The organism is Achromobacter pulmonis (genome assembly GCF_002885955.2).
Classification (GTDB): Bacteria; Pseudomonadota; Gammaproteobacteria; order Burkholderiales; family Burkholderiaceae_B; genus Achromobacter; species Achromobacter pulmonis_A.
Genome location: NZ_POQS01000004.1, coordinates 40539 through 66281 on the forward strand (window position 1 = coordinate 40539; position 25743 = coordinate 66281).

Consider the following 25743-nt stretch of genomic DNA (forward strand, 5'->3'; position numbering starts at 1 on the left):
GGCATTTGCTCCGCTAACGAATAAGGCCGCGAGGATGGAAGGGGCGAGGGGTCGTAACGATTCAACTGTCGCGTGGTGCCGCCGATGCTCTGCGACCTGGGCTCGGAACTCTCACGTTGCTGCCCCAGCGCACGGCCTGATGAGCCCAAAGTGCAGCGAGCTGCCCGCCCCAACCAAGCAGAGACCCGGCAAGTGCCGAAACGCGCTATTGCCACCGAGTGCACATCCTTGCCTTGATGCCGCCTGAACTTGCTCACCGCCAACTGCAAGTTCGTTGTCCCATATGTTGTCCCATATGCCAAGCAAAGAAAAAGGGTTAGCTCAATGACATTGAGCTAACCCTTTGATTTTATTGGTCGGGGCGGTGGGATTCGAACTCACGACCCTCTGCTCCCAAAGCAGATGCGCTACCAGGCTGCGCTACGCCCCGAAGGGTGGCAACTATACCAGATACTGAGGGGCCGGCCCATGACGGCGGCCTGTCCGTGATCCTCCATTTCCTGATTGACACCTATATATTTGAAGCCTAAATTAAATACGGCTTCCGACGCCGTGGGACGACCGCGTGCGCCGCTGGCGCGATTCTATAAACACGCATCGGGAAACACATGGCAAACGCCTCCGCTCCATCCGCCTGGGCCACGCCCGCGCGGACCACTCATACCGTTCTCTTCGTCTGCTGGCTGGCCATTCTGTTCGAAGGCTACGACGTGGGCGTGATGGGGGCCGTGCTGCCGGCCTTGGCCGAGGACAAGAACTGGGCGCTCAGCCCGATGCAGTTGGGGGTGCTGGGCAGCTACGCGCTGGCCGGGATGTTCGTGGGGTCGTTCGCGGTGGGCACGCTGAGCGATCTGCTGGGCCGCCGGCGCATGCTGCTGGCCTGCGTGACGCTGTTTTCGCTGACGATGATAGGCGCGGCATGGGCGCCCACGCCGGGCTGGTTCGGGCTGTTCCGTTTCATCGGCGGGCTGGGGCTGGGCGGGGTGATTCCCGCCGCGGCGGCGCTGACCATCGAGTATTCGCCGCCGGCCAAACGCGGCTTCAATTACGGCGTGATGTATTCGGGCTATTCGCTGGGCATTCTGTGTTCGGCGGCGGTGGCGATGGCGCTGCTCAGCCACTGGGGCTGGCGCGCGGTGATCGCGGTGGGCGCCCTGCCCCTGCTGCTGGTGCCGCTGCTGGCGCGGCTGTTGCCGGAGTCGCTGGAGTACCTGCTGGCCAAGGGCGACGAGGCCGGCGCGCGGGCGCAGGCGCAGCGCCTGGGCATCGCGTCGCTGGACGCGTTCCGTCCGCAGGCGGCCGGTTCGAAGGCCACGTGGCGCGACGTGATGACGGCGGTGTTCGCGCCGCGCCAGCTGCGCGCCACGCTGTGCTTCTGGGTGGCGCTGTTCCTGGGCATGATGCTGGTGTATGGCTTGAACACGTGGCTGCCGCAGATCATGCGCAAGAACGGGTATGACCTGGGGTCCAGCATTTCCTTCCTGCTGGTGTTCAGCCTGGCCTCGGCCATCGGCGGCCTGGTGCTCGGGCAGTTCGCCGACAAGACCGAGCCGCGCCGGATCGTGGCGCTGTTCTATCTGGCCGGCGCTGCCGGCATTTATTGCCTGACCTACAACAATCCGCTGGCGGTGAATTATCTGTGGGTGGCGCTGGCCGGCGTGGGCAGCATTTCCTCGTCGCTGATCCTGACCGGTTATCTGGCGGGTTACTACCCCGCCCATGCGCGCGGCGCCGCCACCGGCTGGGCGCTGTCGTTCGCCCGCATCGGCGCCATGAGCGGCCCCATCGTGGGCGGCTATCTGGCCGCGCTGCAGCTGCCGCTGGCCTGGAATTTCATCGCGTTCTCCAGCGCGGCCGTGCTGGCGGCGGTGTGCGTGATCCTGATCCCGCGCCGCCATGCCGAAGCGCCCCGGGAACAGGCCGCGGGCGGCGCCGCGCGGGCGCTGCAGCGGCAGTAGGACGCGAAAAGCAAAACGGCGCGCCAGCGGCGCGCCGTATGCGGACTGCTGCGCCGCTCAGCCGAAACGGCCGGTGATGTAGTCTTCGGTTTCCTTGCGCGCGGGCTTGACGAAGATCTGGTCGGTCTGGCCGAATTCCATCAGCTCGCCCAGGTACATGTAGGCGGTGAAGTCCGAGCAGCGGGCCGCCTGCTGCATGTTGTGGGTGACGATGACGACGGTGTAGTCGTTCTTGAGTTCGGCGATCAGCTCTTCGATCTTGGCGGTGGAAATCGGGTCCAGCGCCGAGCACGGCTCGTCGAGCAGCAGCACTTCGGGCTTGATGGCCACGCCGCGCGCGATACACAGACGCTGCTGCTGGCCGCCCGACAGGCTGTTGCCGTTCTGGTGCAGCTTGTCCTTGACTTCGTTCCACAGCGCGGCCTTGCTCAAGGCCCATTCCACGCGCTCGTCCATCTCGCCCTTGGACAGGCGCTCGAACAGGCGCACGCCGAAAGCGATGTTGTCGTAGATGCTCATGGGGAACGGCGTGGGCTTCTGGAACACCATGCCGACCTTGGCGCGGATCAGCGAGATGTCGGTCTTGGCGGTCAGCAGGTTCTCGCCGTCGAGGATGATCTCGCCCTCGGCGCGCTGGCCGGGGTAGAGCTCGAACATGCGGTTGAAGGTGCGCAGCAGCGTGGACTTGCCGCAGCCCGAGGGACCGATGAAGGCGGTGACCTTCTTCTCCTGGATCGACATGTTCACATTGCGGATCGCATGGAACTTGCCGTAGTAGAAGTTCAGGTTCTTGACCTCGATCTTGTTCTTGACGGCGGTAGCGGTGTTTTCCATTTGGTTTCCCTTGCCGCCGGCGCGCGCCGCGCGCCGGCATGGCGATCTTTACTTGCGGAACATGTTGCGGGCAATGATGTTGATGCCCAGCACCAGCAGCGTGATCAGCGTGGCCCCGGCCCAGGCCAGGTCGTTCCAGTCCTTGAAGGGGCTGGCGGCGTATTGGTAGATGACGACCGGCAGGTTGGCCATCGGCCCGTTCATGTTGAAGGACATGAACTGGTTGGACAGCGCGGTGAACAGCAGCGGCGCGGTCTCGCCCGAGATGCGGGCGATGGCCAGCAGCACGCCGGTGATGATGCCGGTCTTGGCGGCGCGATAGCACACCAGGGTGATCATGCGCCACTTGGGACAGCCAAGCGCGGCCGCGGCCTCGCGCAGGCTGTTGGGCACCAGCAGCAGCATGTTGTCGGTGGTGCGCACCACCACCGGAATCACCAGGATGGACAGCGCCAGCGAGCCGGCCCAGCCGGAGTAATGGCCCACCTGCGCCACGTACACGGCGTAGATGAAGAGACCGATGATGATGGACGGGGCCGACAGCAGCACGTCGTTCAGGAAGCGCGTGGCCGGCGCCAGCCAGCCGCGCTGGCCGTATTCGGCCAGGTAGGTGCCGGCCAGGATGCCGACGGGCGTGCCGATCAGCGTGCCCACGCCGGCCATGGCGATGCTGCCGAAGATGGCGTTGACCAGGCCGCCGGCCTGTCCGGGCGGCGGCGTGATTTCGGTGAAGAGCGCCAGCGACAGCGCCGGCGCGCCCTTGGTCAGCAGGGTCAGAATGATCCAGAACAGCCAGAACAGCCCGAAGGTCAGCGTGCCCAGCGAGATGGTGAGCATCACGCGATTGACCACGCGGCGCCGGCGATAGATGCCGTTCTGCATGTTGAGTACGGATACAGCCATGATGTTTTCCTTGTGCTCGCGGCGCGTCAGGTTTTCTTGCCTTCGTTGGCCGACAGGCGCACCAGCAGCATCTTGGCCAGGGCCAGCACGATCGTCGTGATCAGGAACAGGATCAGGCCCAGTTCCAGCAGCGCGGACTTCTGGATGCCGCCGGCTTCGTTGAATTCATTGGCCAGGGCCGAGGCGATGGAGTTGCCGGGGGAGAACAGCGAGCCGGACCACTTGAATGCGTTGCCGATGACGAAGGTCACGGCCATGGTCTCGCCCAGCGCGCGTCCCAGGCCCAGCATGATGCCGCCGATGACGCCGGATTTGGTGAAAGGCAGCACGACGCGCCACATGACTTCCCAGGTGGTGCTGCCCAGGCCGTAGGCCGATTCCTTGAGCATGGTGGGCACCAGTTCGAACACGTCGCGCATGACCGCGGCGATGAACGGGATGATCATGATCGAGAGGATCAGGCCCGCCGTGAAGATACCGATGCCGAACGGCGGGCCGGCGAAGATGCCGCCGATCACGGGCAGTTCGCCCAGGGTGGCGATAAGAAACGGCTGCACGTACTGCTGAAAAACAGGGACAAATACGAACAGGCCCCACATGCCATAGATGATGGAGGGGATGGCCGCCAGCATTTCGACCGCGGTGCCCAGCGGGCGGCGCAGCCAGGTCGGCGACAGTTCGGTCAGGAAGATGGCGATGCCGAACGACACGGGCACGGCGATGATGAGCGCGATGGCCGAGGTCAGCAGCGTGCCGATGATGGGCACCACGGCGCCGTAGTTCTGGTTGACGGGGTCCCAGTCGTTGAGCCACAGGAACGACAGGCCGTACTTGGCCAGCGACTCGCGGCTGCCGTAGATCAGGGAGACCATGATCGCCGCCAGCAGGATGAACACCAGAAAGGCGAACAGGCGCGTCAGGTTCTTGAATAGCGCATCCATCAGCGCGTTGTTGTTTTGCTTCATAGGCGAAGGCGTGCCGGTAGTCACGGAGTCCGCCACGCTGGGCGGAAGCGGCACACTATTATCCATTACCGCGCTCATGGATGGACTTTCCTTGGAAAGCTGAGGGAGAAACTAGGGGTTTACGGCGGACCGCCCCGGGATTCCTGTTGGGGAATTTCGGGGCGGTCCTGATGGCTTACGCGCGGCGGGGAGCGGAGTTCCTGATTATGGGATCTCGCGCTACACCCATCCTGCGGTCGCCCGTTTACTTCCAGACGGGCTTGCCGTCGGCGGTCTTGACTTCGCCCCAGGCGGCGCGGATTTCCTTGGTGACGGCTTCCGGCAGCGGCACGTAGTCCATCGCTTCGGCCGACTTGGCGCCGTTCTTGAAGGCCCAGTCGAAGAAGTCCAGCACGGCCTTGCCCTGCACCGGCTTGTCCTGGGTCTTGTGGACCAGGATGAAGGTGGCGGCGGTGACGGGCCACGATTCGGCGCCCGGCTCGTCGGTCAGCACCACGCCCATGCCCGGCGCGCTCTTCCAGTCGGCGTTGGCGGCCGCGGCGGCGAAGGCTTTTTGCTCGGGCTGGACGAACTTGCCGTCCTTGTTCTGCAGCTGGGTCCAGGCCAGCTTGTTCTGCTTGGCGTAGGCGTATTCGACGTAGCCGATCGAGTTCTTCAGCTGGCCGACGTAGGCGGCGACGCCTTCGTTGCCCTTGCCGCCCTGGCCCACCGGCCACTTGACGGCCTTGCCCTCGCCGACCTGCGACTTCCAGTCAGGCGACACCTTGGACAGGTAGTTGGTCCAGCCGAAGGTGGTGCCCGAGCCGTCCGAACGGTGCACGACGATGATGTCGGCCGACGGCAGCTTGAGGTCGGGGTTCAGCGCCTTGATGGCGGCGTCGTCCCACTTCTTGACCTTGCCCAGGAAGATGTCGGCCAGGACCTTGCCCGACAGCTTCAGTTCGCCCGGCTTCACGCCGTCGATGTTGACCACGGCCACGGTGCCGCCGATGACGGCCGGGAACTGCAGCAGGCCGTTCTTTTCCAGGTCGGCCGCCTTCATGGGGTCGTCCGAGGCGCCGAAGTCCACGGTCTTGGCGATGATCTGCTGCTGGCCGCCGCCGGAACCGATGGACTGGTAGTTGACCGCGTTGTTGGTGGCGGCCTTGTAGTCGGACGCCCACTTGGCGTAGATCGGGTACGGGAACGATGCGCCGGCGCCGGTCACGTCGGCGGCCTGGACGGCGAAGACGGCGGCGCTCAGCGCGACGCCCAGGGAAACTTGCTTGAAGACACGTTTGAACATCTGGGTTCCTTCTGTGCTCGTTGGAGGAGTCTGGCAGGCTTGTTACTGCCCGTCTTTCAGCGACCCCCGCATCTTAGAAGCCCAACATGACAGGATAGTGACAGTCATGATCCCCCCCGAGGCGCTGCGCGCCTCCCCCCCAGGGGGGCGCCGGAGCGGACCGGCGGAGCCGGATCCGCCCGGCCTGGGTTGGCGTTGACGGGGGTGCCTCGAGATAGAGCCGTGCGCAGGGAGGGGGCGTGGGGATTAGCCCGGGTTTGGCGCGGCGCGCTGGGGGTTACACGCCCAGTTTCTGCATCAGGTACTGATGCAGATTGAAGGGCTCGCGGCGGCTTTTGACTCGGGCGTAGTCGCCGTCGGCTTGCTGCTGCCAGGCCAGCTGGTTGTCGCGCAGGGCGTAGGTGAAGGCCTCGTCGATGACGCGCTTTTTCAGGGCCTTGTCGTAGATCGGGAACGCGATTTCCACGCGGCGGAAGAAATTGCGGTCCATCCAGTCGGCCGAGGACAGGTAGACCGTTTCCTGGCCTTCGGCGAAGAAATAGAAAACCCGCGAGTGTTCGAGGAATCGGCCGACGATGGAGCGCACCCGGATGTTCTCGGACAGGCCGGGCACGCCGGCGCGCAGCGCGCATACGCCGCGCACGATGAGGTCGATCTTCACGCCGGCCTGGCCCGCCTTGTAGAGTTCCTCGATGATCTGCTCTTCCAGCAGCGAGTTCATCTTGGCCATGATGCGGGCGCGCTTGCCGGCCTTGGCGGCGCGCGCCTCGGCGCGGATCAGGGCGACCATGCCGTCGTGCATGGTGAAGGGCGACTGCATCAGCGCCTTGAGCGCGCGGCGCGCGCCCAGGCCGGTCAGCTGCGCGAAGACCTTGTCCATGTCCTCGCACAGGCGCGGATCGGCGGTCAGCAGGCCGAAATCGGTGTACAGGCGGGCGGTGCGCGGATGGTAGTTGCCGGTGCCCAGGTGGGCGTAGCGGCGCAGCCGCCCTTTCTCGCGGCGCAGGACCACGGCCATCTTGGCGTGGGTCTTGTGCGCCACCACGCCGTAGACCACGTGGGCGCCCACCTCTTCGAGCTTGGAGGCCCAGTTGATGTTGGTCTGCTCGTCGAAGCGCGCCATCAGCTCCACCACCACCGTCACTTCCTTGCCGGCGCGGGCGGCCGCCAGCAGGATCTTCATCAGCTCGGAGTCCTCGCCGGTACGGTAGATGGTCTGCTTGATGGCCATCACGTCGGGGTCGAGCGCGGCGGCGGTGAGGAAGTCGATGACCGGCTGGAACGACTGGTAGGGATGGTGCAGGAGCCGGTCCTGCTGGGCGACGGCCTCGAACAGTTCGGCGGGCTTGTCGCCGACCCGGTCGAACGGCGCCGGCACGGGCGCGCGGTATTCCGGAAACAGCAGGTCGGGCCGCGATTCGGAGTTGCACAGCTGCATCAGGCGCGACAGGTTGACCGGGCCGGGCACGCGGTAGGTGTCCTCGGGTTTGAGCGAGAACTCGCGCTGCAGAAAGGTTTCGAGCTCGACCGGGGTGAGCTTGTCGATCTCCAGGCGCACGGCGGCGCCGAAATTGCGCTGCGACAGTTCGCCCTGCAGAGCATGGCGCAGGTTGGTGACTTCTTCCTCGTCGACGAACAGGTCGCTGTTGCGCGTGACCCGCCACTGGTAGCAGCCCAGCATCTCCAGGCCCGGAAACAGCTCGCCGACGAAGGCCCGCAGCAACGAGGTCAGCAGGATGTAGCCTTCCGGATAGCCGGACAGCTCCTGCGGCATCTTGATCAGGCGCGGCAGCGCCCGCGGGGCCTGCACCACGGCGATGGAGGCCTGGCGCCCGAAGGCGTCCGCGCCCGAGAGCGAGACGATGAAATTCAGGCTTTTGTTGTAGACGCGCGGAAACGGGTGCGCCGGGTCCAGCCCGATGGGGGTCAGAAGCGGCATCACGTCGCGGTTGAACACCTCGCGCGCCCACTCCTGCTGCTGCGCGTTCCATTCGGAGGCATGATGCAGCGTGATCCCCTCGGCGTGCATGGCGGGCAGGATCTGGTCATTGAGCAGGTTGTACTGGCGGCCGACCAGCTCGTGGACGGCCTGCTGCACGTGCTCGAAGGCCTCGTCCGGCGTCATGCCGTCCGGCCCCACCAGGTTCGGCGACTGGCGCTGCTGCTCTTTGAGGCTGGAAATCCGGATTTCGAAGAACTCGTCCAGGTTGGAACTGACGATGCAGACGTAGCGCAACCGTTCCAGCAGGGGCGTCTTGGGGTCCTCCGCCATCGCCAGCACGCGTTCGTTGAACTTCAGCAGCGACAGCTCGCGGTTCATGAGCAGGGGCTCGGCGGGAGGGCGTGAGGGCATACCGGATTCCATACGTAGGGGGGACGTGGAGTTTTACTGCAAAAAAGTGACGGTTCCATGACACCACGCTAAAAGCGTAGCGTACGCCAAAACCGGGACACATAGATAAGCCACCGACACGTCCAAGCCCCTGTTCCGTAAGAAAAAATCCGCGCCGCGGGGCGCTGTCATATGGGGTCTCTATAATCGGACCACCTCACAGCCTATATTTCACGAGCCGCATGGATCAACTTCTGGCCGCGGTGGACCTCGGGTCCAACAGTTTCCGCCTCTCAATCGGGCGCATCGTTCAGCAGGACGGTACGCTCCAGATCTATCAGATCGATCGCCTCAAGGAAACCGTCCGGCTCGCGGCCGGCCTGGACGCCGAAAAGCGGCTCGGCGACGACGCCATCGACCGGGCCATCGCCGTGCTGGAGCGCTTCGGCGACCGCCTGCGCAGCTTCCACCCCAACCGCGTGCGCGCCGTCGCCACCAACACCTTCCGCGTGGCGCGCAATACCCGCGACTTCCTGCCCCGGGCCGAGGCCGCGCTGGGCTTTCCCATCGAAGTCATCGCCGGGCGCGAAGAGGCCCGCCTGATCTTCTCCGGGGTGGTCCACACCCTGCCCCCCTCGCCCAACAAGCGCCTGGTCATCGACATCGGCGGCGGCTCCACCGAGGTCATCATCGGCAAGGGGCACGAACCCTCGCTGATGTCCTCGCTCTATATGGGCTGCGTCAGCTACAGCCGGCAGTTCTTTTCGGACGGCGTGGTCGACGCGCACCAGATGAAGCAGGCCGAGCTGGCCGCGCGGCGCGAGATCGAGGTCATCGCCAAGCAGTACCGCAAGATGGGCTGGAAAGAGGCCTACGGGTCCTCGGGCACGGCCAAGGCGCTGTTCGCCATCCTGACCGAAAGCCGTTTTTCCGACCGAGGCATCACGCGCGCGGGGCTGACCAAGCTGAAAGACCGCATCGTGCGCTCGGGTCGGGTGATTCCGTCCGAGTTGCCGGGCATCAAGATCGAGCGCGCCGACGTGCTGCCGGGCGGCCTGGCCATCATGAGCGCGCTGTTCGACGAACTGGGCATCGAAGTCATGCACACCGGCGACGGCGCGCTGCGCCTGGGCGTGCTGTACGACCTGCTGGGCCGCGACGACGAGCACGACAAGCGCGACGAGTCGGTGCGCCAGTTCATGAAGCGCTACCACGTGGACCTGAACCAGGCCCGCCGGGTGCGCCAGGCGGCGCTGACCCTGTTCGACGCGCTGTTCCCGGACGGCCAGGAGCGCGCCGAATTGCGCCCGGCGCTGGGCTGGGCGGCCGACCTGCACGAAGTGGGCCTGTCGATCGCCCACAACGCGTATCACAAGCACACCGCCTACGTGCTGGAAAACGCCGACATGCCGGGCTTTTCGCGCGCCGACCAGCAGTTGCTGGCGCTGTTGGCGCTGGGCCACCAGGGCAAGCTGACCAAGCTGGAGCCGCTGGTGCGCTCGCGGCCGCAATGGAAGGCCATCCTGAGCCTGCGCCTGGCGGTGCTGCTGTTCCGCCGCCGCAACGAGATCGAGCCGCTGCCGCTGACGGCGTCGGTGCGCGACAACTCCATCGTGGTGCGGGTCAACCGCGAATGGCTGGCCCAGCACCCCTTGAGCGACTTCACGCTGCGCGCCGAAGAGGCCGAATGGAACAAGGTGGGGTTTTCGTTCGAGCTGCTGGAGTTCTAGGCAGCCCGTGTCCTGCCCGCGGTTGGGCAGGACACTAGAACGGGGACAGGTTGGTTTCGCGCTCCAGCCGTTTCAATTCCATGCGCAGGGGCCGCGTCACCCGCCTTACCAGCCTGATCGTCATTCGGCGGAAAAGGCGGCGGACGCGGTGCATGGCGATCAGCGCTCGGTGGCGAGGGCCGGCTGGTCCAGGCCGAAATGGCGGCGGTAGCGCTCGTCCATGCGGCCCATCTTGAGCAGGACCGGGAAGTCGGCCGCGTTGAAATCCGGGTCCCAGGCGGGTTCGCCGCAGACCTTGGCGCCCAGCTTCAGGTAGCCCTTGATCAGCGGCGGCACGCGCGCCGGCAAGGTGCTGTTGAGCTTTTCGACGGGATAGCGGTGCAGCGGCTTGACGCGCGGCTCGCCGTCTTGCGGCAGGTGCTTGGCGATGGTGCGCCAGACCTCGGCGGCGGTGACGCCGTCATCGCGCAGGCTGACGCTGGCGCAGCCCAGCACGTATTCGTAACCGCCGCGGCGCAGATATTCCGCCAGGCCGGACCACAGCAGCATGATGACGCCGCCGCCGCGGTAGTCGGCATGGGTGCAAGAGCGGCCGACTTCGACCAGTTCATCGCGGATCGGGCCCAGGCCGGAGAGGTCGAACTCGGACTCCGAGTAGTAACCGCCCGCCTCGCGCGCCTTTTCGGGCGTCATGATGCGGTAGGTGCCCACCACCCGGCCCGTATCCAGCTCGCGGACCATGAGGTGTTCGCAATAGGGGTCGAAACGGTCGTGCTCGACGCCGTCCTGGGCGTCGGGGAACACCGCGCCCATGTCTTCGGTGAAGACGTCGTAGCGCAGGCGTTGAATCTGCTCGATTTCTTCAGCGGTGCGCGCCAAGCCCACCACCAGCACCTTGGCGGCGGCACCGGTCCAAGGCTCTGCAGCATTACGGGTCGGGTTGATGCGTGCTAATTCCAGCATTGCGGGAAGCTCCTAGAGAGTCCAGCCAGTGTGGACGCCCTGTATGTCAAAGACTTGACCAATATGTTACGTGACTATGAAGTTTAGTTCGCTGCAGATCCATACACTTTAGGCAGATCTCGACAATTCTTTACAAATATATGCCGTTTGAGTATGGCAAAGGCCACCCGCCATATGCCGGGTGGCCTTGGTTTCGTCTGAATTGATCCGGATCAGGAAAGCGCTTATCCCAGACTGGCGGCAAGTTTCTCGGCGCAGGAGACGGCCAGCGCCTCGTCCTCGGCCTCGACCATCAGGCGCAGCTTGGGCTCGGTGCCCGAGGCGCGGATGAGGATGCGGCCGCGGCCGTTCAGTTCCGCCTCGACCGCCTTGCGCGCCGCGCTCAGGCCGGCGTGGGTTTTCCAGTCCAGGCCGGGCGCCAGCGGCACGTTGATCATTTTCTGGGGATACATGCGCAGGTCACTGACCCACTGCGCCAGCCCGACCGAGTTGCGGCGCAGCGCGGTCAGGACCTGGAGCGCGGCGACGATGCCGTCGCCGGTGGAATGGCAGTCCAGGCACAGCAGGTGGCCGGAGCTTTCGCCGCCGTAGAGCCAGCCGCGCGCCTGCATCTGCTCCAGCACGTAGCGGTCGCCCACGTTGGCGCGCTCGAAGCCCACGCCCAGGCGCTGCATTTCGCGCTCGAAGCCGAAGTTGGTCATCAGCGTGCCGACCACGCCGTCGACCTTGCCGCGCTGCATGCGCTCGCGGACGATGGCGTACATGAGCTCGTCGCCGTTATAGATGCGGCCGTCGCCGTCGACCATCTGCAGGCGGTCGGCGTCGCCGTCGAGCGCGATGCCCAGGTGGGCGCCGCGCGCCTTGACTTCCTTGGCCAGCAGTTCGGGATGCAGCGCGCCCACGCCCTTGTTGATGTTGAAGCCGTCGGGGTGCACGCCGATGGCGTGGACCTCGGCACCCAGCTCGCGGAACACGTGGGGAGCGATGTTGTAGGCGGCGCCGTGGGCGGCGTCGACCACGATGGTCATCCCGTTGAGATCCAGGTCGTTGGGGAAGGTGCTCTTGCAGAATTCGATGTAGCGGCCCTGCGCGTCGCCCATGCGGCGCGCGCGTCCCAGCGCTTCGGAGGCCACACAGCCCAGCGGCTCGTCGAGCGCGGCCTCGATGTCGGCCTCGATGTCGTCGGGCAGCTTCATGCCCTGGGCCGAGAAGAACTTGATGCCGTTGTCGTGGTAGGGGTTGTGCGAGGCGCTGATGACGATGCCGGCCACCAGGCGCAGAGCGCGGGTCAGGTACGCCACGGCCGGCGTCGGCACCGGGCCGGCCAGCAGCACGTCGATGCCCGCGGCCGACAGGCCGGCTTCGAGCGCGGATTCCAGCATGTAGCCGGAGATCCGGGTGTCCTTGCCGATCACGACCTGCGGGCGGCTGCCGCCGCGCACGGCGTGCTCGCGCGCCAGCACCCGGCCTGCCGCGTAGCCCAGGCGCAGCGCGAATTCCGCGTTGACCACCGGGCCGCCTACCTCGCCGCGCACGCCGTCGGTGCCGAAATATTTGCGTCGAATCATGAAGTGAGTGCTCCTTGTTCTGCCGCGTGCCATACCTTGAGCGCGTCCACGGTGGCGGCCACATCGTGCACCCGCACGATGGAAGCGCCCCGCGCCACGCAGGCCAGCGCCGCGGCGATGCTGCCGGGCAACCTGTCGTCCACCGGCCGGCCAGTGGCCTGGCCGATCATGGATTTGCGCGACAGGCCGATCAGCAATGGATAGCCGATGCTGCGCAGACCGGAGAGCCGGCGCAGCAGTTGAAAGTTCTGGTCGCCGGTCTTGCCGAAGCCGAAGCCGGGATCGAGCACGATGCGGCGGGGGTCGACCCAGGCCGCGCGCAGCTTGTGCGCGCGCGCCCCCAGAAAAATCCCGATTTCGCCGATCAGGTCGGAGTATTCGGGCGGGCTTGCCTGCATGGTGCGGGGTTCGCCCTTCATGTGCATCACGCACAGCCCGCAGCGCGATTGCGCCACCGCCTCGACGGCGCCGGGCTGGCGAAAGCCATAGATGTCGTTGATCATGTCCGCGCCCGCGTCCAGCACCGCGCGCATGACTTCGGGCTTGAACGTGTCGATCGACAGCGGCACGCCGCAGTCGCGCAGCGCCTCGATCACCGGCAGCAGCCGGGCCAGTTCGTCGTCGGCCGAGACCGGATCGGCCCCGGGGCGCGTGGATTCGCCGCCCAGGTCCAGGATCTGGGCGCCTTCTGCGATCAGCTGGCGCGCGTGCGCCACCGCGGAATCGGTATCGTCGTGCTGGCCGCCGTCGGAAAAGGAGTCCGGCGTGACGTTGACGATACCCATGACAAGCGGGCGCTCGAGATCGAACTCGAAGCGCCCGCAAAGGAAGTTATTTGCCATAACTCAGGACGAAAGCCCTCAGACGGCAGCTGCCGTGTTGCCGCCGGCGGCCAGGCCGGTGGGGGGCGTGTCGGAGGTGTCCGACGGCCCCGAGGGGGTCTTCGGGGGACGCGGAGGACGGCCCTCGATGATGTCGTCGATCTGGTCGGCGTCGATGGTTTCCCATTCGAGCAGCGCGGCGGTCATGGCCTCGACCTTGTCACGGTTGTCTTCCAGGATCTTGCGCGCGACGCCGTACTGCTCGTCGATGATGCGGCGGATCTCGGTGTCCACCTTCTGCATGGTGGCTTCGGACATGTGGGTGGTCTTGGTGACGCTGCGGCCCAGGAAGACCTCGCCTTCGTTCTCGGCATAGACCATGGGGCCCAGCTCGTCGGTCATGCCGTAGCGCGTGACGATGTCGCGGGCGATGGCGGTGGCGCGTTCGAAGTCGTTCGAGGCGCCCGTCGTCATCTGGTCCATGAAGAGTTCTTCGGCGATGCGGCCGCCGAACAGCACGGCGATGGTCGAGAGCAGGCGGCCCTTGTCCATGCTGTAGCGGTCGGTCTCGGGCAGCTGCATGGTCACGCCCAGCGCGCGGCCGCGCGGGATGATGGTGACCTTGTGGACCGGGTCGGTCTTGGGCAGCATGCGCGCGACGATGGCGTGGCCGGACTCGTGGTACGCGGTGTTCTTGCGCTCCTCTTCGGGCATGACGATGGAGCGGCGCTCGGCGCCCATGATGATCTTGTCCTTGGCCTTTTCGAAGTCGGACATGTCCACCGTGCGGCCATTGCGGCGAGCGGCGAACAGCGCGGCCTCGTTGACCAGGTTGGCCAGGTCGGCGCCCGAGAAGCCCGGCGTGCCGCGCGCCAGGACGGTGGCGTCGACGTTGGGCGACAGCGGGACCTTGCGCATGTGGACCTTGAGGATCTGCTCGCGGCCGCGGATGTCGGGCAGCGGCACCACGACCTGGCGGTCGAAGCGGCCCGGACGCAGCAGCGCCGGGTCGAGCACGTCCGGACGGTTGGTGGCGGCGATCACGATGACGCCCTGGCCGGATTCGAAGCCGTCCATTTCCACCAGCATCTGGTTCAGGGTCTGTTCGCGTTCGTCGTTGCCGCCGCCCAGGCCGGCGCCGCGCTGGCGGCCCACCGCATCGATTTCGTCGATGAAGATGATGCAGGGCGCGTGCTTCTTGGCGTTCTCGAACATGTCGCGCACGCGGGCCGCGCCCACGCCGACGAACATTTCAACGAAGTCCGAACCCGAGATGCTGAAGAACGGCACCTTGGCTTCGCCGGCGATGGCCTTGGCCAGCAGCGTCTTGCCGGTGCCGGGCGAGCCGACCATCAGCACGCCGCGCGGGATGCGTCCGCCCAGCTTCTGGAACTTGCTGGGGTCGCGCAGGAAGTCGACCAGTTCCTGGACGTCTTCCTTGGCCTCGTCGCAGCCGGCGACGTCCGCGAAGGTGATCTGGTTGGTGTTTTCGTCGAGCATGCGGGCGCGCGATTTGCCGAAGCTGAATGCCCCGCCCCGGCCGCCGCCCTGCATCTGCCGCATGAAGAACACCCATACGCCGATCAGCAGCAGCATGGGGAACCACGAGACGAAGATGCTCATCAGCAGCGATTGCTCTTCGCGCGGCTTGCCGGAGACCTGCACGCCGTACTTCAGCAGATCGGAGACCATCCAGAGGTCGCCGGGCGAAGTCAGGGTGTAGGCGCGGCCCGCGTCGGGCGTGACGTACAGCACGTCGCCCTGGACGTCGACCTTGCGGATGCGTCCCGCCTTGGCGTCGTCCATGAACTGCGTGTAGGTCACGCCATCCTGTGTCTGTGTGCGTCCGTCGAACTGTTTGAAGACGGTGAACAGCACCAGGGCTATCACCATCCAGACAGCGACTTTCGAAAATGAATTATTCAAGGTCGATCTCCTGCATTCGATTCCGACCGGCGACCGCGCACCCGCATATGGCACAGTCACAAGTATGTCAATGGCCCATTCTAACCTGTCAGGCATTTTGCGTCCTGACGTGGCGCGGGACTCTGTTGGTTTCGTCTGATTAGTGGATTTTCTCGGTCGTAGTCTCGGCGGGCGATGGGTTTTCCGGGGTCCGGCCAGGCCGGGTTATTTCAGATCGCGCGCAACCAGAAAGGTTTCAGAGGACTTGTCCCGGGACGCCTTCGGCTTGCGTTCGACCACCCGCTTGAAGCGCTGCTTGTAGGACTGCACGATCTGCGAAAAGCCGCTGCCGTGGAAGGCCTTGACGATCAGCGCCCCGTTGGGCTTGAGATGGGCGCAGGCGAATTCCATCGCCAGTTCGCACACGTGCTGGATACGCGCCGAATCGGCGCTCCCCACGCCTGACAAGTTGGGGGCCATGTCGGAAATAACAAGGTCCACCGCGTGCGGTCCGACCAGGTCTTCCAATTGTTTCAAAACGTCATCCTCGCGGAAGTCGCCCTGGATGAATTCGACCCCGGCCACCGGCTCCATCGGCAGCAGGTCCAGCGCGATGATGCGCCCGTCGACCACGCCGCCCGGCCCCGCCAGGCGCTCGCGCGCCACCTGCGACCAGCTGCCCGGGGCCGAACCCAGGTCCACGACCAGGTCGCCGCGGCGCATCAGTTTTTCGGTTTCCAGGATCTCGATCAATTTGAAGGCGGCGCGGGCCCGGTAGCCCTTCTGTTGCGCCAGCTTCACATAGGGATCGTTGATGTGCTGGTGAATCCAGTCTTTGGAGAATTTATTCTTGGCCATTACCGTACAATTCCACGCATGCCTATATTAGAACTTACCTCTCGTGAGCGCAGCGACCTTCGGTCCGCCGCTCACCCTCTGCGCCCCGTCGTCCTGATCGGCGACAATGGCCTGACCGAAGCCGTGCTCAAGGAAATCGACCTCGCGCTGACTTCGCACGGCCTCATCAAGGTGCGCGCCGGCGGCGAGGACCGCGAGGCCCGCGACGCCATGCTGTCGACCATCTGCGACACGCTGTCGTGCGCCCCGGTCCACCACCTCGGCAAGACCCTGATCCTGTTCCGCCCGCTGGCCGGCAATATCAAGCCCGCCGCCCTGGCCGCCCAGGAACCCGAACGTCCCGCCAAGCGCCGCGCCTCCGAGCCGCATACGCCCAAGAAGCTGGCCGCCGAAGGCAAGACCCTGGCCAAGCGCCCGCGCCGCAGCGAATCCGAGGAACCCAAGCCCAAGACGCGCTTCGTTCCGGCCGATCAGCTCAACAAGAACGGCAAACCCATGCGTCCCAGCACCAAGAAGGCCTCGGCCAGCGGCCACGGCATTCCGCGCCGCGCCGGCAGCGCGCTCAGCCTGCGGGCCGGAGCCCGTAGCGGCACCAGCCGCCGTACGGCGAAACGCTGAACGCAGGCACAAAAACGGGCGCTTTACGCGCCCGGCCCACCATAGCTGCCCGCATCGAACCGCGGAATCCATGCGTACAGCACGGCGCTGACTATGGTGTTTTGATGGTTTCCTGCTAACTACTGCGGCGTCAGATGTAACGCACGCCCAACACTTCATACTCGCGAACGCCAGCCGGGGCCTTGACCTCGACCACGTCGCCTTCGCTCTTGCCGATCAGCGCGCGGGCCACCGGGCTCGACACGGAGATCAGGTTCGCCTTGATGTCGGCTTCGACGTCGCCGACGATCTGGTACGTCACGCGATCGCCCGAATCCAGGTCCTCGATCTCGACGGTTGCGCCGAATACGGCGCGACCTTCGGCCTCGAGGGCGGTGGGGTCGATCAGATGGGCATTGGAAAGCGTGCCTTCAAGCTCAGCAATCCGGCCCTCGATAAAGCCTTGGCGCTCGCGAGCTGCGTCGTACTCGGCGTTTTCCGACAGATCGCCCTGGGCACGCGCCTCGGCGATAGCGTTAATCACGGCGGGACGTTCCACGGTTTTCAGCCGCTGGAGCTCTTCTTGCAAGCGCTCGGCCCCGCGCACGGTCAAAGGAATGGCAGACATGTCGTTTCCCAAACAAAAGAAGAAAACGCCCCGAAGGAGCGTTCTCGGTGAAGGCCGCAAAACGCGCGCCCGTGCCGTCGGGACTTCTTGACGGCGGCGCGGCAAACGACCAAAACAAAACCCCGGCTCGGGTCGGAACCGGGGCAATCAAGGTCATATTGTGGGCAAAGTCCACCGGAATTGCAAGCCACCGGAGAAACCGTCGTTTTCGGCGGATTTCGATGCCGTAACCGTCCGAAAACGTGATTTTTTTCCAATGTCCTTGCGCAAACGCAAACCGGCCGCGCATGCCGGCCCAAAACATGGCGGATGCGGCGGCCGACGGGAAAAACGACTGGAAAAAGACAGCTGAATCGGTTTAAAAATACAAATTGTCGAATTATTAACAAATCCATACATATGGGTCCGGATCGGTTCTTTTTCTGTGCGCCCGCCTCGGCCGGCCGCAGCCATCCCTGTCACTTCCGATGTAGGTAGCGGCGGGCGCCATGCGCGGCCCGCCCGCCCCGCCGTCGCGGACGGCCCGGCCCGCTGCCGGGTGCCGCGCAATGCACTGAGGAAGGAGAAACACCCATGCTTGAAAATTTGACGGTCCGCACCGGAATGCTGCTGGTGCTGGGCAGCTTCGTGATCGTCCTGACCCTGGCCAATGGCCTGGGCTGGACCAACGCCCAGCGCAGCGTCGCCGAGATCCGGGACTTGAACCATGTCGCGGTCGACCAGGTCGACCCGTTGTATCAGGCCGAAGCCGCCCTGCTGCGCACGCGGCTGGCGCTGAGCAGCGCCATGACAGCCCAACGGGTAGGCGCCGAGGACCAGGCCGGGCAGGCCGAGCAGCAGGCCATGGAGCACCTGGCGCTGGCGCGCGAGCGCTTCGCCCGCTATATCGACGTGCCCAGGAGCGGGCGCGACCAGGCCCTGGCGCAGGCGGTGCAGGGCAGCTTCTCGGAGTACGGCGCGGCGCTCGACGCGCTGAGGGCGGACGTGCGCGAACGCCTGCCCGCCAAGTACCAGGAAGACAAGGCATGGGCGCAGCGGGCCGACACCGGCTTCGCCCAGGACATGCAGGCGTTCCTGGCATGGACCGCCGAACGCAGCGGCGGCGTGCTGGCCAGTTCCCAGCGCACCTACTCCACCGCGCAGATATCGGCCACCGCGCTGGTCGCCATCGGGGTGCTGCTGACGGTGCTGTGCTGGCTCTTCATCCGCTTTTCGGTGCTGCGGCCGCTGCGGCAGGCCAGCGGCTATTTCGACCGCATCGCGGCCGGCGACCTGACGACGCGCGTGCATAGCCGTTCCGACAACGAGATCGGTTGCCTCTACGCCGCGCTCAGGCGCATGCAGGAAGGCCTGACCCGCACGGTGACCGCGGTGCGCAAGGGAGTCGAGGAAATCAACGCGCGCGCCGCCGAGATCGCGGCCGGCAATGCCCACCTGTCGGTGCGCACCGAGCAGCAGGCGTCGGCGCTGCAGGAAACCGCCACCACCATGGAAGAGCTGGCGGCGACCGTCAAGCAGAACGCGCAGAGCGCCGCCCAGGCCAACCAGCTGGTGATGGACAGCATGGACGTGGCCGAACGCGGCGGCCAGAGCGTGGACCGAGTGGTATCCACCATGCAGGACATCTCGGCCAGCTCGCGCAAGATCTCCGACATCGTCTCGGTGATAGACGGCATCGCGTTCCAGACCAACATCCTGGCGCTGAACGCGGCGGTGGAGGCGGCCCGCGCCGGCGAGCAGGGCAAGGGTTTCGCGGTGGTCGCCGGCGAGGTCCGCACGCTGGCCCAGCGCGCCGCGCTGGCGGCCAAGGAGATCAAGGCCCTGATCGAGGCCTCGGTGGCCACGGTGACCGCCGGCTCGGCCCAGGTCGAGGCCGCCGGACGGACCATGCAGGAAATCGTGGGTTCGGTGCAGCGGGTGGCCTGCCTCATGGGCGAGATCTCCGCCGCCTCGGCCCAGCAGGCCAGCGGCATCGACCAGGTCGGCCTGGCGATCGCGCAGATGGACGAGGTCACCCACCAGAACGCGGCGCTGGTGCAGGAAGCCTCCGCCGCCGCCGCGGCGATGGAGGACCAGGCGCGGCGCCTGGCCGAGGCCACCGCGGTGTTCAAGACATTGTCGGGCCAGGCGATCGACGTGACGCCGACCGCCCGGCTGGTGCCCGTCTAGTTCCGGCGGCGCAGCAGCGCGTACAGGATGATGGCGCCGAAGGTGGCGGTGCCGATGCCGCCCAGGGTGAAGGTGCCCAGCTTGACGGTGAAGTCGCCCGCCCCCAGCACCAGCGTGACCGCGGCCACGATGAGGTTGCGGTTGTCGCTGAAGTCCACCTGGTTGACCACCCAGATGCGGGCGCCGGCGATCGCGATCAGGCCGAACACCACCACCGACATGCCGCCCAGCACCGGCGCGGGGATGGTCTGGATCAGCGCGCCGAACTTGGGCGAGAAGCCCAGCACGATGGCGATCAGGGCGGCCACCACGAAGACCAGGGTGGAATAGATGCGGGTCACGGCCATGACGCCGATGTTCTCGGCGTAGGTGGTGACGCCGGTGCCGCCCACCGCGCCCGACACCATGGTGGCGACCCCGTCGCCCACGAAGGCGCGGCCTAGGTAGCGGTCCAGGTCCTGTCCGGTCATGGCGCTGACCGCCTTCACGTGGCCGAGGTTTTCCGCCACCAGGATGATGGCGACCGGCACGATCAGGCCCATGGCCTCGGCCTTGAACACGGGCGCGGCGAACTGCGGCAGGCCGAACCAGGCGGCCGCGGACACCGCCGAAAAGTCTATCGGCTTGCCCAGGCCCAGGCCGTTGGCGAAGACACCGTACACCACGCAGGCCAGGATCATGCCCACCAGGATGAGCAGGCGCTGCACCATGCCCTTGGTATAGACCGCGATGCCGCCGACGCAGAGGACGGTGACCAGCGCCATCGCGGTGTCGAAGCCCGAGGCCCCCATCGCGCCCTTGGCGGCGATGGGCGCCAGGTTCAGGCCGATCACGGCGACCACCGCGCCCGTGACCACCGGCGGCATCAGCGTGTCGATCCAGTTCGCGCCCGCGCCCGCGCGCGAGTTGGCGATCCAGACCAGCAGGCCGATCAGCGTATAGGCCAGGCCGCAGGCGATGATGGCGCCCAGCGCCACGCCGATATTGGCGTTGGGGCCGGCCCCGGCGTAGCCGGTGACCGCGATCACGCCGCCGATGAAGGCGAAGCTGGAACCCAGGTAGCTCGGCACCCGGCCGCCGACGAACAGGAAGAAGATCAGCGTTCCGATGCCCGACATCAGGATGGCGACGTTGGGATCGAAGCCCATCAGCAGCGGCGCCAGCACGGTGGACCCGAACATGGCGACGACGTGCTGGGCGCCCATGGCCACGTTCTTGGGCCAGGACAGCCTTTCGTCGGGCGCGATGATGACGCCGGGCTCGGCGTCGTCGGCCAGGCGCCAGCGCGGAAAGTAGGAATTGGACATGGATGCCCCGGGAAAGTGGTTCGAAGGGAGGATGGAGACTGCGAGCGGGCGCCAGTGTAAATGGGGCCGCGAACCACCCGCAACGTTTAAGTTCCGCGCGGCGATGCCGTACTGGTGGAAACCCCCAAATCCCGACTGGCGACAGGAGCAATCATGGCGATCGATTCCATCCAAGGCACCTCCCGGCTCAAGAGCCTGACCGACCTGTGGGCCGAGCGCATCCAGGCCAGCCGGGCCCGCCAGGACGCGCCGGCCGCGGTGTCGGCGCAGGACGGCAAGATCCGCGTCAGCCAGCCGGGCGCGATGGCGGTGGGCGGCGCGCAGGCCTCCGAGGAAACCGACAACGAGGACGAATACACCCGTCAGATCAAGGAATTGCAGAAACAGCTGCAGCGCGTCATGGAGCAGATCGCCCGGGTCAAGGCCAGCGCCATGTCGGCCGAAATGAAGGCAAGCCAGGTGCAGGCGCTCAACGCGCAGGCGCTGCAGATCCAGGCGCAGATCTCGCAGGTGATGACGCAGCAGGCCCGCGCGATGCAGGGCGGCGTGTCGGCCACCGCATAATCCGCAAGCGGGCGCGGCCGCCCGCGCTGATGGGCCGCATCAAAATTTCTGATTGGACTCGCCGCAGGGCTGACATTACTGTCTCCGGACAAATCTAAAACCACGGAGACAAACCATGCACGCAATGCGCACAGCCCTCGCAGGGGCGCTGCTGGCCGCCTGTGCCGCGCCGGCCCTGGCCGGCACGGTGACGGTGATCACTTCGTTCCCCAAGGACCTGACCCAGGCCTACAAGGCGGCGTTCGAGAAGGCCAACCCCGGCATCACGCTGGAAATCCTGAACAAGAACACGGTATCGGGCATCGCCTACGTGCGCGAAACGCCCGCGGGCCAGCGCCCCGAAGTGTTCTGGGCCAGCGCGCCCGACGCGTTCGAAGTGCTGGGGCGCGACAAGCTGCTGGCCAAGTCGTCCGACGTGGCGAACAAGGATGTGCCGGACAAGATCGGCAGCTACCCCATCAACGATCCCGCCGGCATGTACCTGGGCCAGGCGCTGGCCGGCTACGGCATCATCTACAACACGCGCTACATCGCCGCGCACAAGCTGCCCGCGCCGGTCGAATGGAAGGACCTGCTCGCGCCGCAGTGGTTCGGCCACGTCGGCATCACCTCGCCGTCGCGCTCGGGCACCATGCACCTGACGGTCGAGACCATTCTGCAGGGCGAAGGCTGGGACGAAGGCTGGCGCACGCTGCTGCGCATGTCGGGCAACAGCAGCGCCATCACCGAGCGCTCGTTCGGCGTGCCCGACGGCGTGAACAACGGGCAGTTCGGCGCCGGCCCGGTGATCGACTTCTTCGGACTGTCCAGCAAGTACTCCAAGTTCCCGGTCGACTTCGTCTACCCGTCGGAGACCGCCATCGTGCCGGCCAACATCGCCTTGATCGAGGGCGCCAAGAACACCGAGGAAGGCAAGAAGTTCATCGCCTTCACGCTCAGCCAGGCGGGCCAGGAGCTGCTGCTGCAGCCCAAGATCTCGCGCCTGCCGGTGCTGCCCTACTCCGCGCTGGCCGGCAAGATCCCGCCAGGCTATCCCGATCCGGCCGAAATCGCCAAGCGCAGCAAGGTGCAGTTCAACGCCGACCTGTCGCAGACGCGCTACTACGTGGTGCAGTCGCTGTACGACCAGACCGTCACCTTCCGCCTGAAGGAACTGCAGGCGGCCACCAAGGCCATTTACGACGCGGAGGCCAAGCTGGGCGACAAGGCCAGGAGCGGCAAGGCCGCCGAGCTGCTGGAGCAGGCCCGCAAGCTGACCTGGGCGCCGCTGGTCGACGGCAAGAAGGCATCGGACCCGGCCTTCCTGGCCATCTTCGCCGGCAACAAGAAAGACGCCGCCGTCAACCAGCAGATCACGCAGCTCGAAGGCGAGTGGAACGGGCAGGCCCGCGCCAACTACGAAGAAGCCGTGAAGCTGGCCCGGCAGGCCGCCGCGCTGTAGCGGCGTAGCGGTATCCGCGGCCGGCGGCGGGCGGCAGCGCCCGGCCCGCCGGCCGATTTCCGGCGCCCCGTCCGCGCGGACGGGGCATTAGCAACGATTGCGGGATTCTCGATGGATTATTCGGGCCATTCGCGCCTGCACGCCGGCCCTGTGCTGACGGCGCTCCTGGTGTTCGGCTTTTTGCTGCTGTTTTTGGCCATTCCGGTCGGCACGGTGTTCTACAGCGCCTTCGTGAACGCCGACGGCAGCTTCACGATGGGCCATTTCGGCGCCTTCTTCAATCAGCCCCTGATGCAGGAGGCGTTCTTCAACAGCCTGTACGTGGCGGGCTGGTCGGCCCTGCTGGCCTCGCTCATCGCGGTGCCGCTGGCCTACCTGACGGTGCGCTTCGAATTCCGCGGCGCGCTGCTGATCCAGACGCTGGGCGTGCTGCCGCTGATCATGCCGCCCTTCGTCGGCGCGGTCGCCATGCAGCTGATCTTCGGCCGCTCGGGCAGCGTCAACCTGCTGCTGCAGGACTGGTTCGGCTTCACGCTGCCCTTCATGGAAGGGCTGAACGGCGTGATCTTCGTGGAGGCGCTGCACTACTTCCCGTTCATCCTGATGAACCTGGTGGTGGCGCTGCGCAACATCGACGGCGCGATGGAAGAAGCCGCGCTCAACCTGGGATCTCGCGGCTTCCGGCTGTTCCGGCGCGTGATCTTCCCGCTGGCGCTGCCCGGCTACGTGGCCGGCGCCTCGCTGGTGTTCGTGAAAGTCTTCGACGACCTGGGCACGCCGCTGGTGCTGGGCACCACCAACATGCTGGCGCCGCAGGCCTATCTGCGCATCACCCAGGTGAGCCTGGAAGATCCGCTGGGCTACGTCATCAGCGTCATCATGGTCGGCTTGTCGATCCTGGCGCTGTGGCTGTCGGCGCGGGTGCTCAAGGGCAAGGACTACTCCACTCTGCAAAAGGGCGGCAACTCGCTGCACAAGCGCAAGCTGCGCCCCGCGGAAAGCGTGCTGGCCTATGGCTGGATACTGCTGGTGCTGCTGCTGGTGCTGTCGCCGCACATGGGCGTGCTGCTGCTGTCGCTGGCCAGCGTCTGGAGCTTCGCGCCGCTGCCCGACGGATATACGCTGGCGCACTATTCGGCGGTGTTCTCCGAATCCCAGGGCATGATCGCCAACACCCTGCTCTATTGCGGCCTGGCCGCCGGCGTGGACGTGATCCTGGGCACCGCCATCGCCTACCTGATGCTGCGCACCCGGCTGCCGGCGCGCCAGTGGCTGGACTTCCTGGCCTCGGCGGCGCTGGCGATTCCCGGCATCGTGCTGGCCATCGGCTTTCTGCGCACCTTCCGCGGCATCGAGCTGCCGGGCACCGGCACCTTGCTGACCTCGTCGTGGATCATCATCATGATCGCGTACTCGGTGCGCCGGCTGCCCTACGCGCTGCGTTCCTGCGTGGCCTCGCTGCAGCAGATCAACATCTCGCTGGAAGAAGCCGCGCAGTCGCTGGGCGCCACGCGCATGAGCACGATACGCCGCGTAGTGGTGCCGCTGATGGCCGGCGGCATGCTGGCGGGCTTCGTCACCAGCTTCGTGACGGCGGCCGTCGAACTGTCGGCCACCATCATGCTGGTGACCAAAGACAGCCAGGCGCCCATGAGCTACGGTATCTATCTTTACATGCAGAGCGCCGCGGGCCGCGGCCCGGGCGCCGCGCTCGGCGTCCTGGCGGTCGCCGCGGTCGCCATCGGCACCTATATCTCGCACCTGCTGGTCGAGCGCGCGCAGACGCGCCAGCGGCCGGCGCGCCACGAAGGGGAAACGGAATGAAGAAGGTCAGCGTCGAATGCCGCAATATCCGGCTGTCCTATGGCAAGACCGAAGTGCTCAAGGACGTCAACATCAGCATCGAGCCGGGCGAGTTCTTCGCCCTGCTGGGCCCGTCGGGCTCGGGCAAGTCCACGCTGCTGCGCCTGATCGCCGGCTTCAACCGCCATAACGCGGGGCAGCTGCTGGTCGACGGCAAGGACATCAGCGCCACGCCGCCGTGGAACCGCAACATCGGCATGGTGTTCCAGAACTACGCGCTGTGGCCGCACATGACGGTGTGGGACAACGTGGCCTTCGGCCTGGTCGAGCGCAAGCTGCCGCGCGCCGAGATCCAGGCCAAGGTGGAGGCGGCCCTGGACCTGGTGGGCCTGTCGCAGTACGCCAAGCGCCGCCCCAACCAGCTCTCCGGCGGGCAGCAGCAGCGCGTGGCGCTGGCCCGCACCATCGTCATCGAACCGCAGGTGCTGCTGCTGGACGAGCCGCTGTCCAACCTGGACAAGAAGCTGCGGGTGCAGATGCGCCAGGACCTGCTCAGCCTGCAGCGGCGGCTGGGCATCACCACCATCTTCGTCACCCACGACCAGGAAGAGGCCATGACCACCGCCGACCGCATGGCGGTGCTGGACCACGGCGTGGTGCAGCAGATCGGCGCGCCCAGCACGCTGTTCGACTATCCGGTGAACCGCTTCGTGGCCAACTTCGTCGGCACCATGAACGTGCTCGAAGGCCAGGTGCGCGAGCGCACCAGCGCCAGTGTGGTGCTGGCCGTCGAAGGCGTGGGCGACCTGCATCTGCCGCTGTCCGGCGAAGCGCCGGCGGCCTCGCGGCTGGCGGCCAGCTTCCGGCCGCACACGGTGCAGATCGAAATGGCCGACGGCCTGGGCGACGCGCGCTACGTGTGGCTGCCCGGCATCGTGGAAAGCAGCGAATTCCTGGGCGAATTCACCCGCTACCAGGTGCAGATCGGCGAGCAGCGCCTGACCGCCGACCAGTCCCACCTGGCCGGACTGTCGCCGTTCCCGGTCGGCGCGCCCGTATCGATAGGGCTGGAACCCACCCAGGTACGCTTGCTGGCGGCGTGAGTCCGCCGC

At 66.2% G+C, this 25743-nt stretch carries 20 protein-coding genes and 1 tRNA gene; 8 read left to right on the forward strand and 13 right to left on the reverse strand.

Going from position 1 to position 25743, the window contains the following annotated elements:
* Positions 1 to 353: 353 nt before the first annotated feature.
* A tRNA-Pro gene (locus C1I89_RS15220) sits at positions 354 to 430 on the reverse strand.
* A 178-nt stretch (positions 431 to 608) separates the two neighbouring features.
* Here C1I89_RS15220 and C1I89_RS15225 point away from each other — a divergent pair.
* On the forward strand, positions 609 to 1958 hold the full coding sequence (locus C1I89_RS15225; RefSeq protein WP_102773555.1) for an MFS transporter: 1350 nt from the start codon (positions 609 to 611) through the stop codon (positions 1956 to 1958).
* 57 nt (positions 1959 to 2015) lie between these two features.
* Here C1I89_RS15225 and pstB read toward each other — a convergent pair whose 3' ends face one another.
* The 5 genes from pstB to ppk1 form a co-directional block, all read right to left on the reverse strand.
* Positions 2016 to 2792, reverse strand: coding sequence for a phosphate ABC transporter ATP-binding protein PstB (gene pstB / locus C1I89_RS15230; RefSeq protein ID WP_102773556.1), 777 nt, complete (start codon positions 2790 to 2792; stop codon positions 2016 to 2018).
* 48 nt (positions 2793 to 2840) lie between these two features.
* Positions 2841 to 3695 (reverse strand): phosphate ABC transporter permease PstA, encoded by an 855-nt coding sequence (pstA, locus tag C1I89_RS15235; protein ID WP_102773557.1) that lies wholly within the window; start codon positions 3693 to 3695, stop codon positions 2841 to 2843.
* Positions 3696 to 3721: 26 nt separating this feature from the next.
* Positions 3722 to 4738: a phosphate ABC transporter permease subunit PstC gene (gene pstC, locus C1I89_RS15240; RefSeq protein ID WP_102773558.1), complete on the reverse strand. Its 1017-nt coding sequence runs from the start codon at positions 4736 to 4738 to the stop codon at positions 3722 to 3724.
* A 166-nt stretch (positions 4739 to 4904) separates the two neighbouring features.
* Positions 4905 to 5945 (reverse strand): phosphate ABC transporter substrate-binding protein PstS, encoded by a 1041-nt coding sequence (gene pstS, locus C1I89_RS15245; protein ID WP_102773559.1) that lies wholly within the window; start codon positions 5943 to 5945, stop codon positions 4905 to 4907.
* A 277-nt stretch (positions 5946 to 6222) separates the two neighbouring features.
* Entirely contained in the window at positions 6223 to 8298 is a 2076-nt protein-coding gene (ppk1, locus tag C1I89_RS15250; protein ID WP_102773560.1) for a polyphosphate kinase 1, read from the reverse strand.
* Between the two features lie 221 nt (positions 8299 to 8519).
* Here ppk1 and ppx point away from each other — a divergent pair, with 221 nt between their 5' ends.
* The gene (gene ppx, locus C1I89_RS15255; RefSeq protein ID WP_102773561.1) at positions 8520 to 10007 is read left to right on the forward strand and encodes an exopolyphosphatase; all 1488 of its coding nucleotides are present in this window, start codon (positions 8520 to 8522) and stop codon (positions 10005 to 10007) included.
* 159 nt (positions 10008 to 10166) lie between these two features.
* Here the strand turns inward: ppx and C1I89_RS15260 are convergent, their stop codons facing one another.
* From C1I89_RS15260 to C1I89_RS15280, 5 genes are all read right to left on the reverse strand, one after another.
* Positions 10167 to 10970 (reverse strand): GNAT family N-acetyltransferase, encoded by an 804-nt coding sequence (locus tag C1I89_RS15260; protein WP_102773562.1) that lies wholly within the window; start codon positions 10968 to 10970, stop codon positions 10167 to 10169.
* 224 nt (positions 10971 to 11194) lie between these two features.
* Complete coding sequence (gene glmM / locus C1I89_RS15265; RefSeq protein WP_102773563.1) at positions 11195 to 12538, reverse strand: phosphoglucosamine mutase; 1344 nt, start codon at positions 12536 to 12538, stop codon at positions 11195 to 11197.
* Entirely contained in the window at positions 12535 to 13380 is an 846-nt protein-coding gene (gene folP, locus C1I89_RS15270; protein WP_102773564.1) for a dihydropteroate synthase, read from the reverse strand. Before folP ends, glmM begins: the two co-directional genes overlap by 4 nt.
* 18 nt (positions 13381 to 13398) lie before the next feature.
* A complete protein-coding gene (gene ftsH / locus C1I89_RS15275) occupies positions 13399 to 15285 on the reverse strand; it encodes an ATP-dependent zinc metalloprotease FtsH (RefSeq protein ID WP_102773565.1) in 1887 nt (628 codons plus the stop codon).
* 204 nt (positions 15286 to 15489) lie between these two features.
* A complete protein-coding gene (locus C1I89_RS15280) occupies positions 15490 to 16122 on the reverse strand; it encodes an RlmE family RNA methyltransferase (RefSeq protein ID WP_102773566.1) in 633 nt (210 codons plus the stop codon).
* An 18-nt stretch (positions 16123 to 16140) separates the two neighbouring features.
* Here C1I89_RS15280 and C1I89_RS15285 point away from each other — a divergent pair, with 18 nt between their 5' ends.
* Complete coding sequence (locus tag C1I89_RS15285; RefSeq protein ID WP_102773567.1) at positions 16141 to 16740, forward strand: YhbY family RNA-binding protein; 600 nt, start codon at positions 16141 to 16143, stop codon at positions 16738 to 16740.
* Positions 16741 to 16870: 130 nt separating this feature from the next.
* Here C1I89_RS15285 and greA read toward each other — a convergent pair whose 3' ends face one another.
* Entirely contained in the window at positions 16871 to 17347 is a 477-nt protein-coding gene (greA, locus tag C1I89_RS15290; protein ID WP_102773568.1) for a transcription elongation factor GreA, read from the reverse strand.
* Between the two features lie 573 nt (positions 17348 to 17920).
* Between greA and C1I89_RS15295 the strand changes: the two genes are divergently transcribed.
* On the forward strand, positions 17921 to 19516 hold the full coding sequence (locus C1I89_RS15295) for a methyl-accepting chemotaxis protein (RefSeq protein WP_102773569.1): 1596 nt from the start codon (positions 17921 to 17923) through the stop codon (positions 19514 to 19516).
* Here the strand turns inward: C1I89_RS15295 and C1I89_RS15300 are convergent.
* Positions 19513 to 20823 carry a solute carrier family 23 protein gene (locus tag C1I89_RS15300; RefSeq protein ID WP_102773570.1) on the reverse strand — a complete coding sequence of 437 codons (1311 nt, stop codon included), beginning with the start codon at positions 20821 to 20823 and terminating at the stop codon, positions 19513 to 19515. The genes C1I89_RS15295 and C1I89_RS15300 overlap by 4 nt on opposite strands.
* Before the next feature lie 153 nt (positions 20824 to 20976).
* On the opposite strand from C1I89_RS15300, the gene C1I89_RS15305 reads away from it, so the two are divergent.
* The 4 genes from C1I89_RS15305 (at position 20977) to C1I89_RS15320 (ending at position 25734) form a co-directional block, all read left to right on the forward strand.
* Positions 20977 to 21387, forward strand: a complete 411-nt coding sequence (locus C1I89_RS15305) for a FlxA-like family protein (protein ID WP_102773571.1) — start codon at positions 20977 to 20979, stop codon at positions 21385 to 21387.
* A 115-nt stretch (positions 21388 to 21502) separates the two neighbouring features.
* The gene (locus tag C1I89_RS15310) at positions 21503 to 22828 is read left to right on the forward strand and encodes an ABC transporter substrate-binding protein (protein WP_102773572.1); all 1326 of its coding nucleotides are present in this window, start codon (positions 21503 to 21505) and stop codon (positions 22826 to 22828) included.
* Positions 22829 to 22939: 111 nt separating this feature from the next.
* Positions 22940 to 24652 carry an ABC transporter permease gene (locus tag C1I89_RS15315; RefSeq protein WP_102773573.1) on the forward strand — a complete coding sequence of 571 codons (1713 nt, stop codon included), beginning with the start codon at positions 22940 to 22942 and terminating at the stop codon, positions 24650 to 24652.
* Positions 24649 to 25734 (forward strand): ABC transporter ATP-binding protein, encoded by a 1086-nt coding sequence (locus tag C1I89_RS15320; protein WP_102773574.1) that lies wholly within the window; start codon positions 24649 to 24651, stop codon positions 25732 to 25734. The genes C1I89_RS15315 and C1I89_RS15320 overlap by 4 nt, the downstream gene beginning before the upstream one ends.
* The last annotated feature ends 9 nt before the right edge of the window (positions 25735 to 25743 follow it).

What these genes read in the sequence shown, in the direction of transcription:
- C1I89_RS15225 (WP_102773555.1), top strand. Translation starts at nt 609, where the DNA reads ATGGCAAACGCCTCCGCTCCATCCGCCTGGGCCACGCCCGCGCGGACC.
- pstB (WP_102773556.1), bottom strand. Translation starts at nt 2,792, where the DNA reads ATGGAAAACACCGCTACCGCCGTCAAGAACAAGATCGAGGTCAAGAAC.
- pstA (WP_102773557.1), bottom strand. Translation starts at nt 3,695, where the DNA reads ATGGCTGTATCCGTACTCAACATGCAGAACGGCATCTATCGCCGGCGC.
- pstC (WP_102773558.1), bottom strand. Translation starts at nt 4,738, where the DNA reads ATGAGCGCGGTAATGGATAATAGTGTGCCGCTTCCGCCCAGCGTGGCG.
- pstS (WP_102773559.1), bottom strand. Translation starts at nt 5,945, where the DNA reads ATGTTCAAACGTGTCTTCAAGCAAGTTTCCCTGGGCGTCGCGCTGAGC.
- ppk1 (WP_102773560.1), bottom strand. Translation starts at nt 8,298, where the DNA reads ATGCCCTCACGCCCTCCCGCCGAGCCCCTGCTCATGAACCGCGAGCTG.
- ppx (WP_102773561.1), top strand. Translation starts at nt 8,520, where the DNA reads ATGGATCAACTTCTGGCCGCGGTGGACCTCGGGTCCAACAGTTTCCGC.
- C1I89_RS15260 (WP_102773562.1), bottom strand. Translation starts at nt 10,970, where the DNA reads ATGCTGGAATTAGCACGCATCAACCCGACCCGTAATGCTGCAGAGCCT.
- glmM (WP_102773563.1), bottom strand. Translation starts at nt 12,538, where the DNA reads ATGATTCGACGCAAATATTTCGGCACCGACGGCGTGCGCGGCGAGGTA.
- folP (WP_102773564.1), bottom strand. Translation starts at nt 13,380, where the DNA reads ATGGCAAATAACTTCCTTTGCGGGCGCTTCGAGTTCGATCTCGAGCGC.
- C1I89_RS15280 (WP_102773566.1), bottom strand. Translation starts at nt 16,122, where the DNA reads ATGGCCAAGAATAAATTCTCCAAAGACTGGATTCACCAGCACATCAAC.
- C1I89_RS15285 (WP_102773567.1), top strand. Translation starts at nt 16,141, where the DNA reads ATGCCTATATTAGAACTTACCTCTCGTGAGCGCAGCGACCTTCGGTCC.
- greA (WP_102773568.1), bottom strand. Translation starts at nt 17,347, where the DNA reads ATGTCTGCCATTCCTTTGACCGTGCGCGGGGCCGAGCGCTTGCAAGAA.
- C1I89_RS15295 (WP_102773569.1), top strand. Translation starts at nt 17,921, where the DNA reads ATGCTTGAAAATTTGACGGTCCGCACCGGAATGCTGCTGGTGCTGGGC.
- C1I89_RS15300 (WP_102773570.1), bottom strand. Translation starts at nt 20,823, where the DNA reads ATGTCCAATTCCTACTTTCCGCGCTGGCGCCTGGCCGACGACGCCGAG.
- C1I89_RS15305 (WP_102773571.1), top strand. Translation starts at nt 20,977, where the DNA reads ATGGCGATCGATTCCATCCAAGGCACCTCCCGGCTCAAGAGCCTGACC.
- C1I89_RS15310 (WP_102773572.1), top strand. Translation starts at nt 21,503, where the DNA reads ATGCACGCAATGCGCACAGCCCTCGCAGGGGCGCTGCTGGCCGCCTGT.
- C1I89_RS15315 (WP_102773573.1), top strand. Translation starts at nt 22,940, where the DNA reads ATGGATTATTCGGGCCATTCGCGCCTGCACGCCGGCCCTGTGCTGACG.
- C1I89_RS15320 (WP_102773574.1), top strand. Translation starts at nt 24,649, where the DNA reads ATGAAGAAGGTCAGCGTCGAATGCCGCAATATCCGGCTGTCCTATGGC.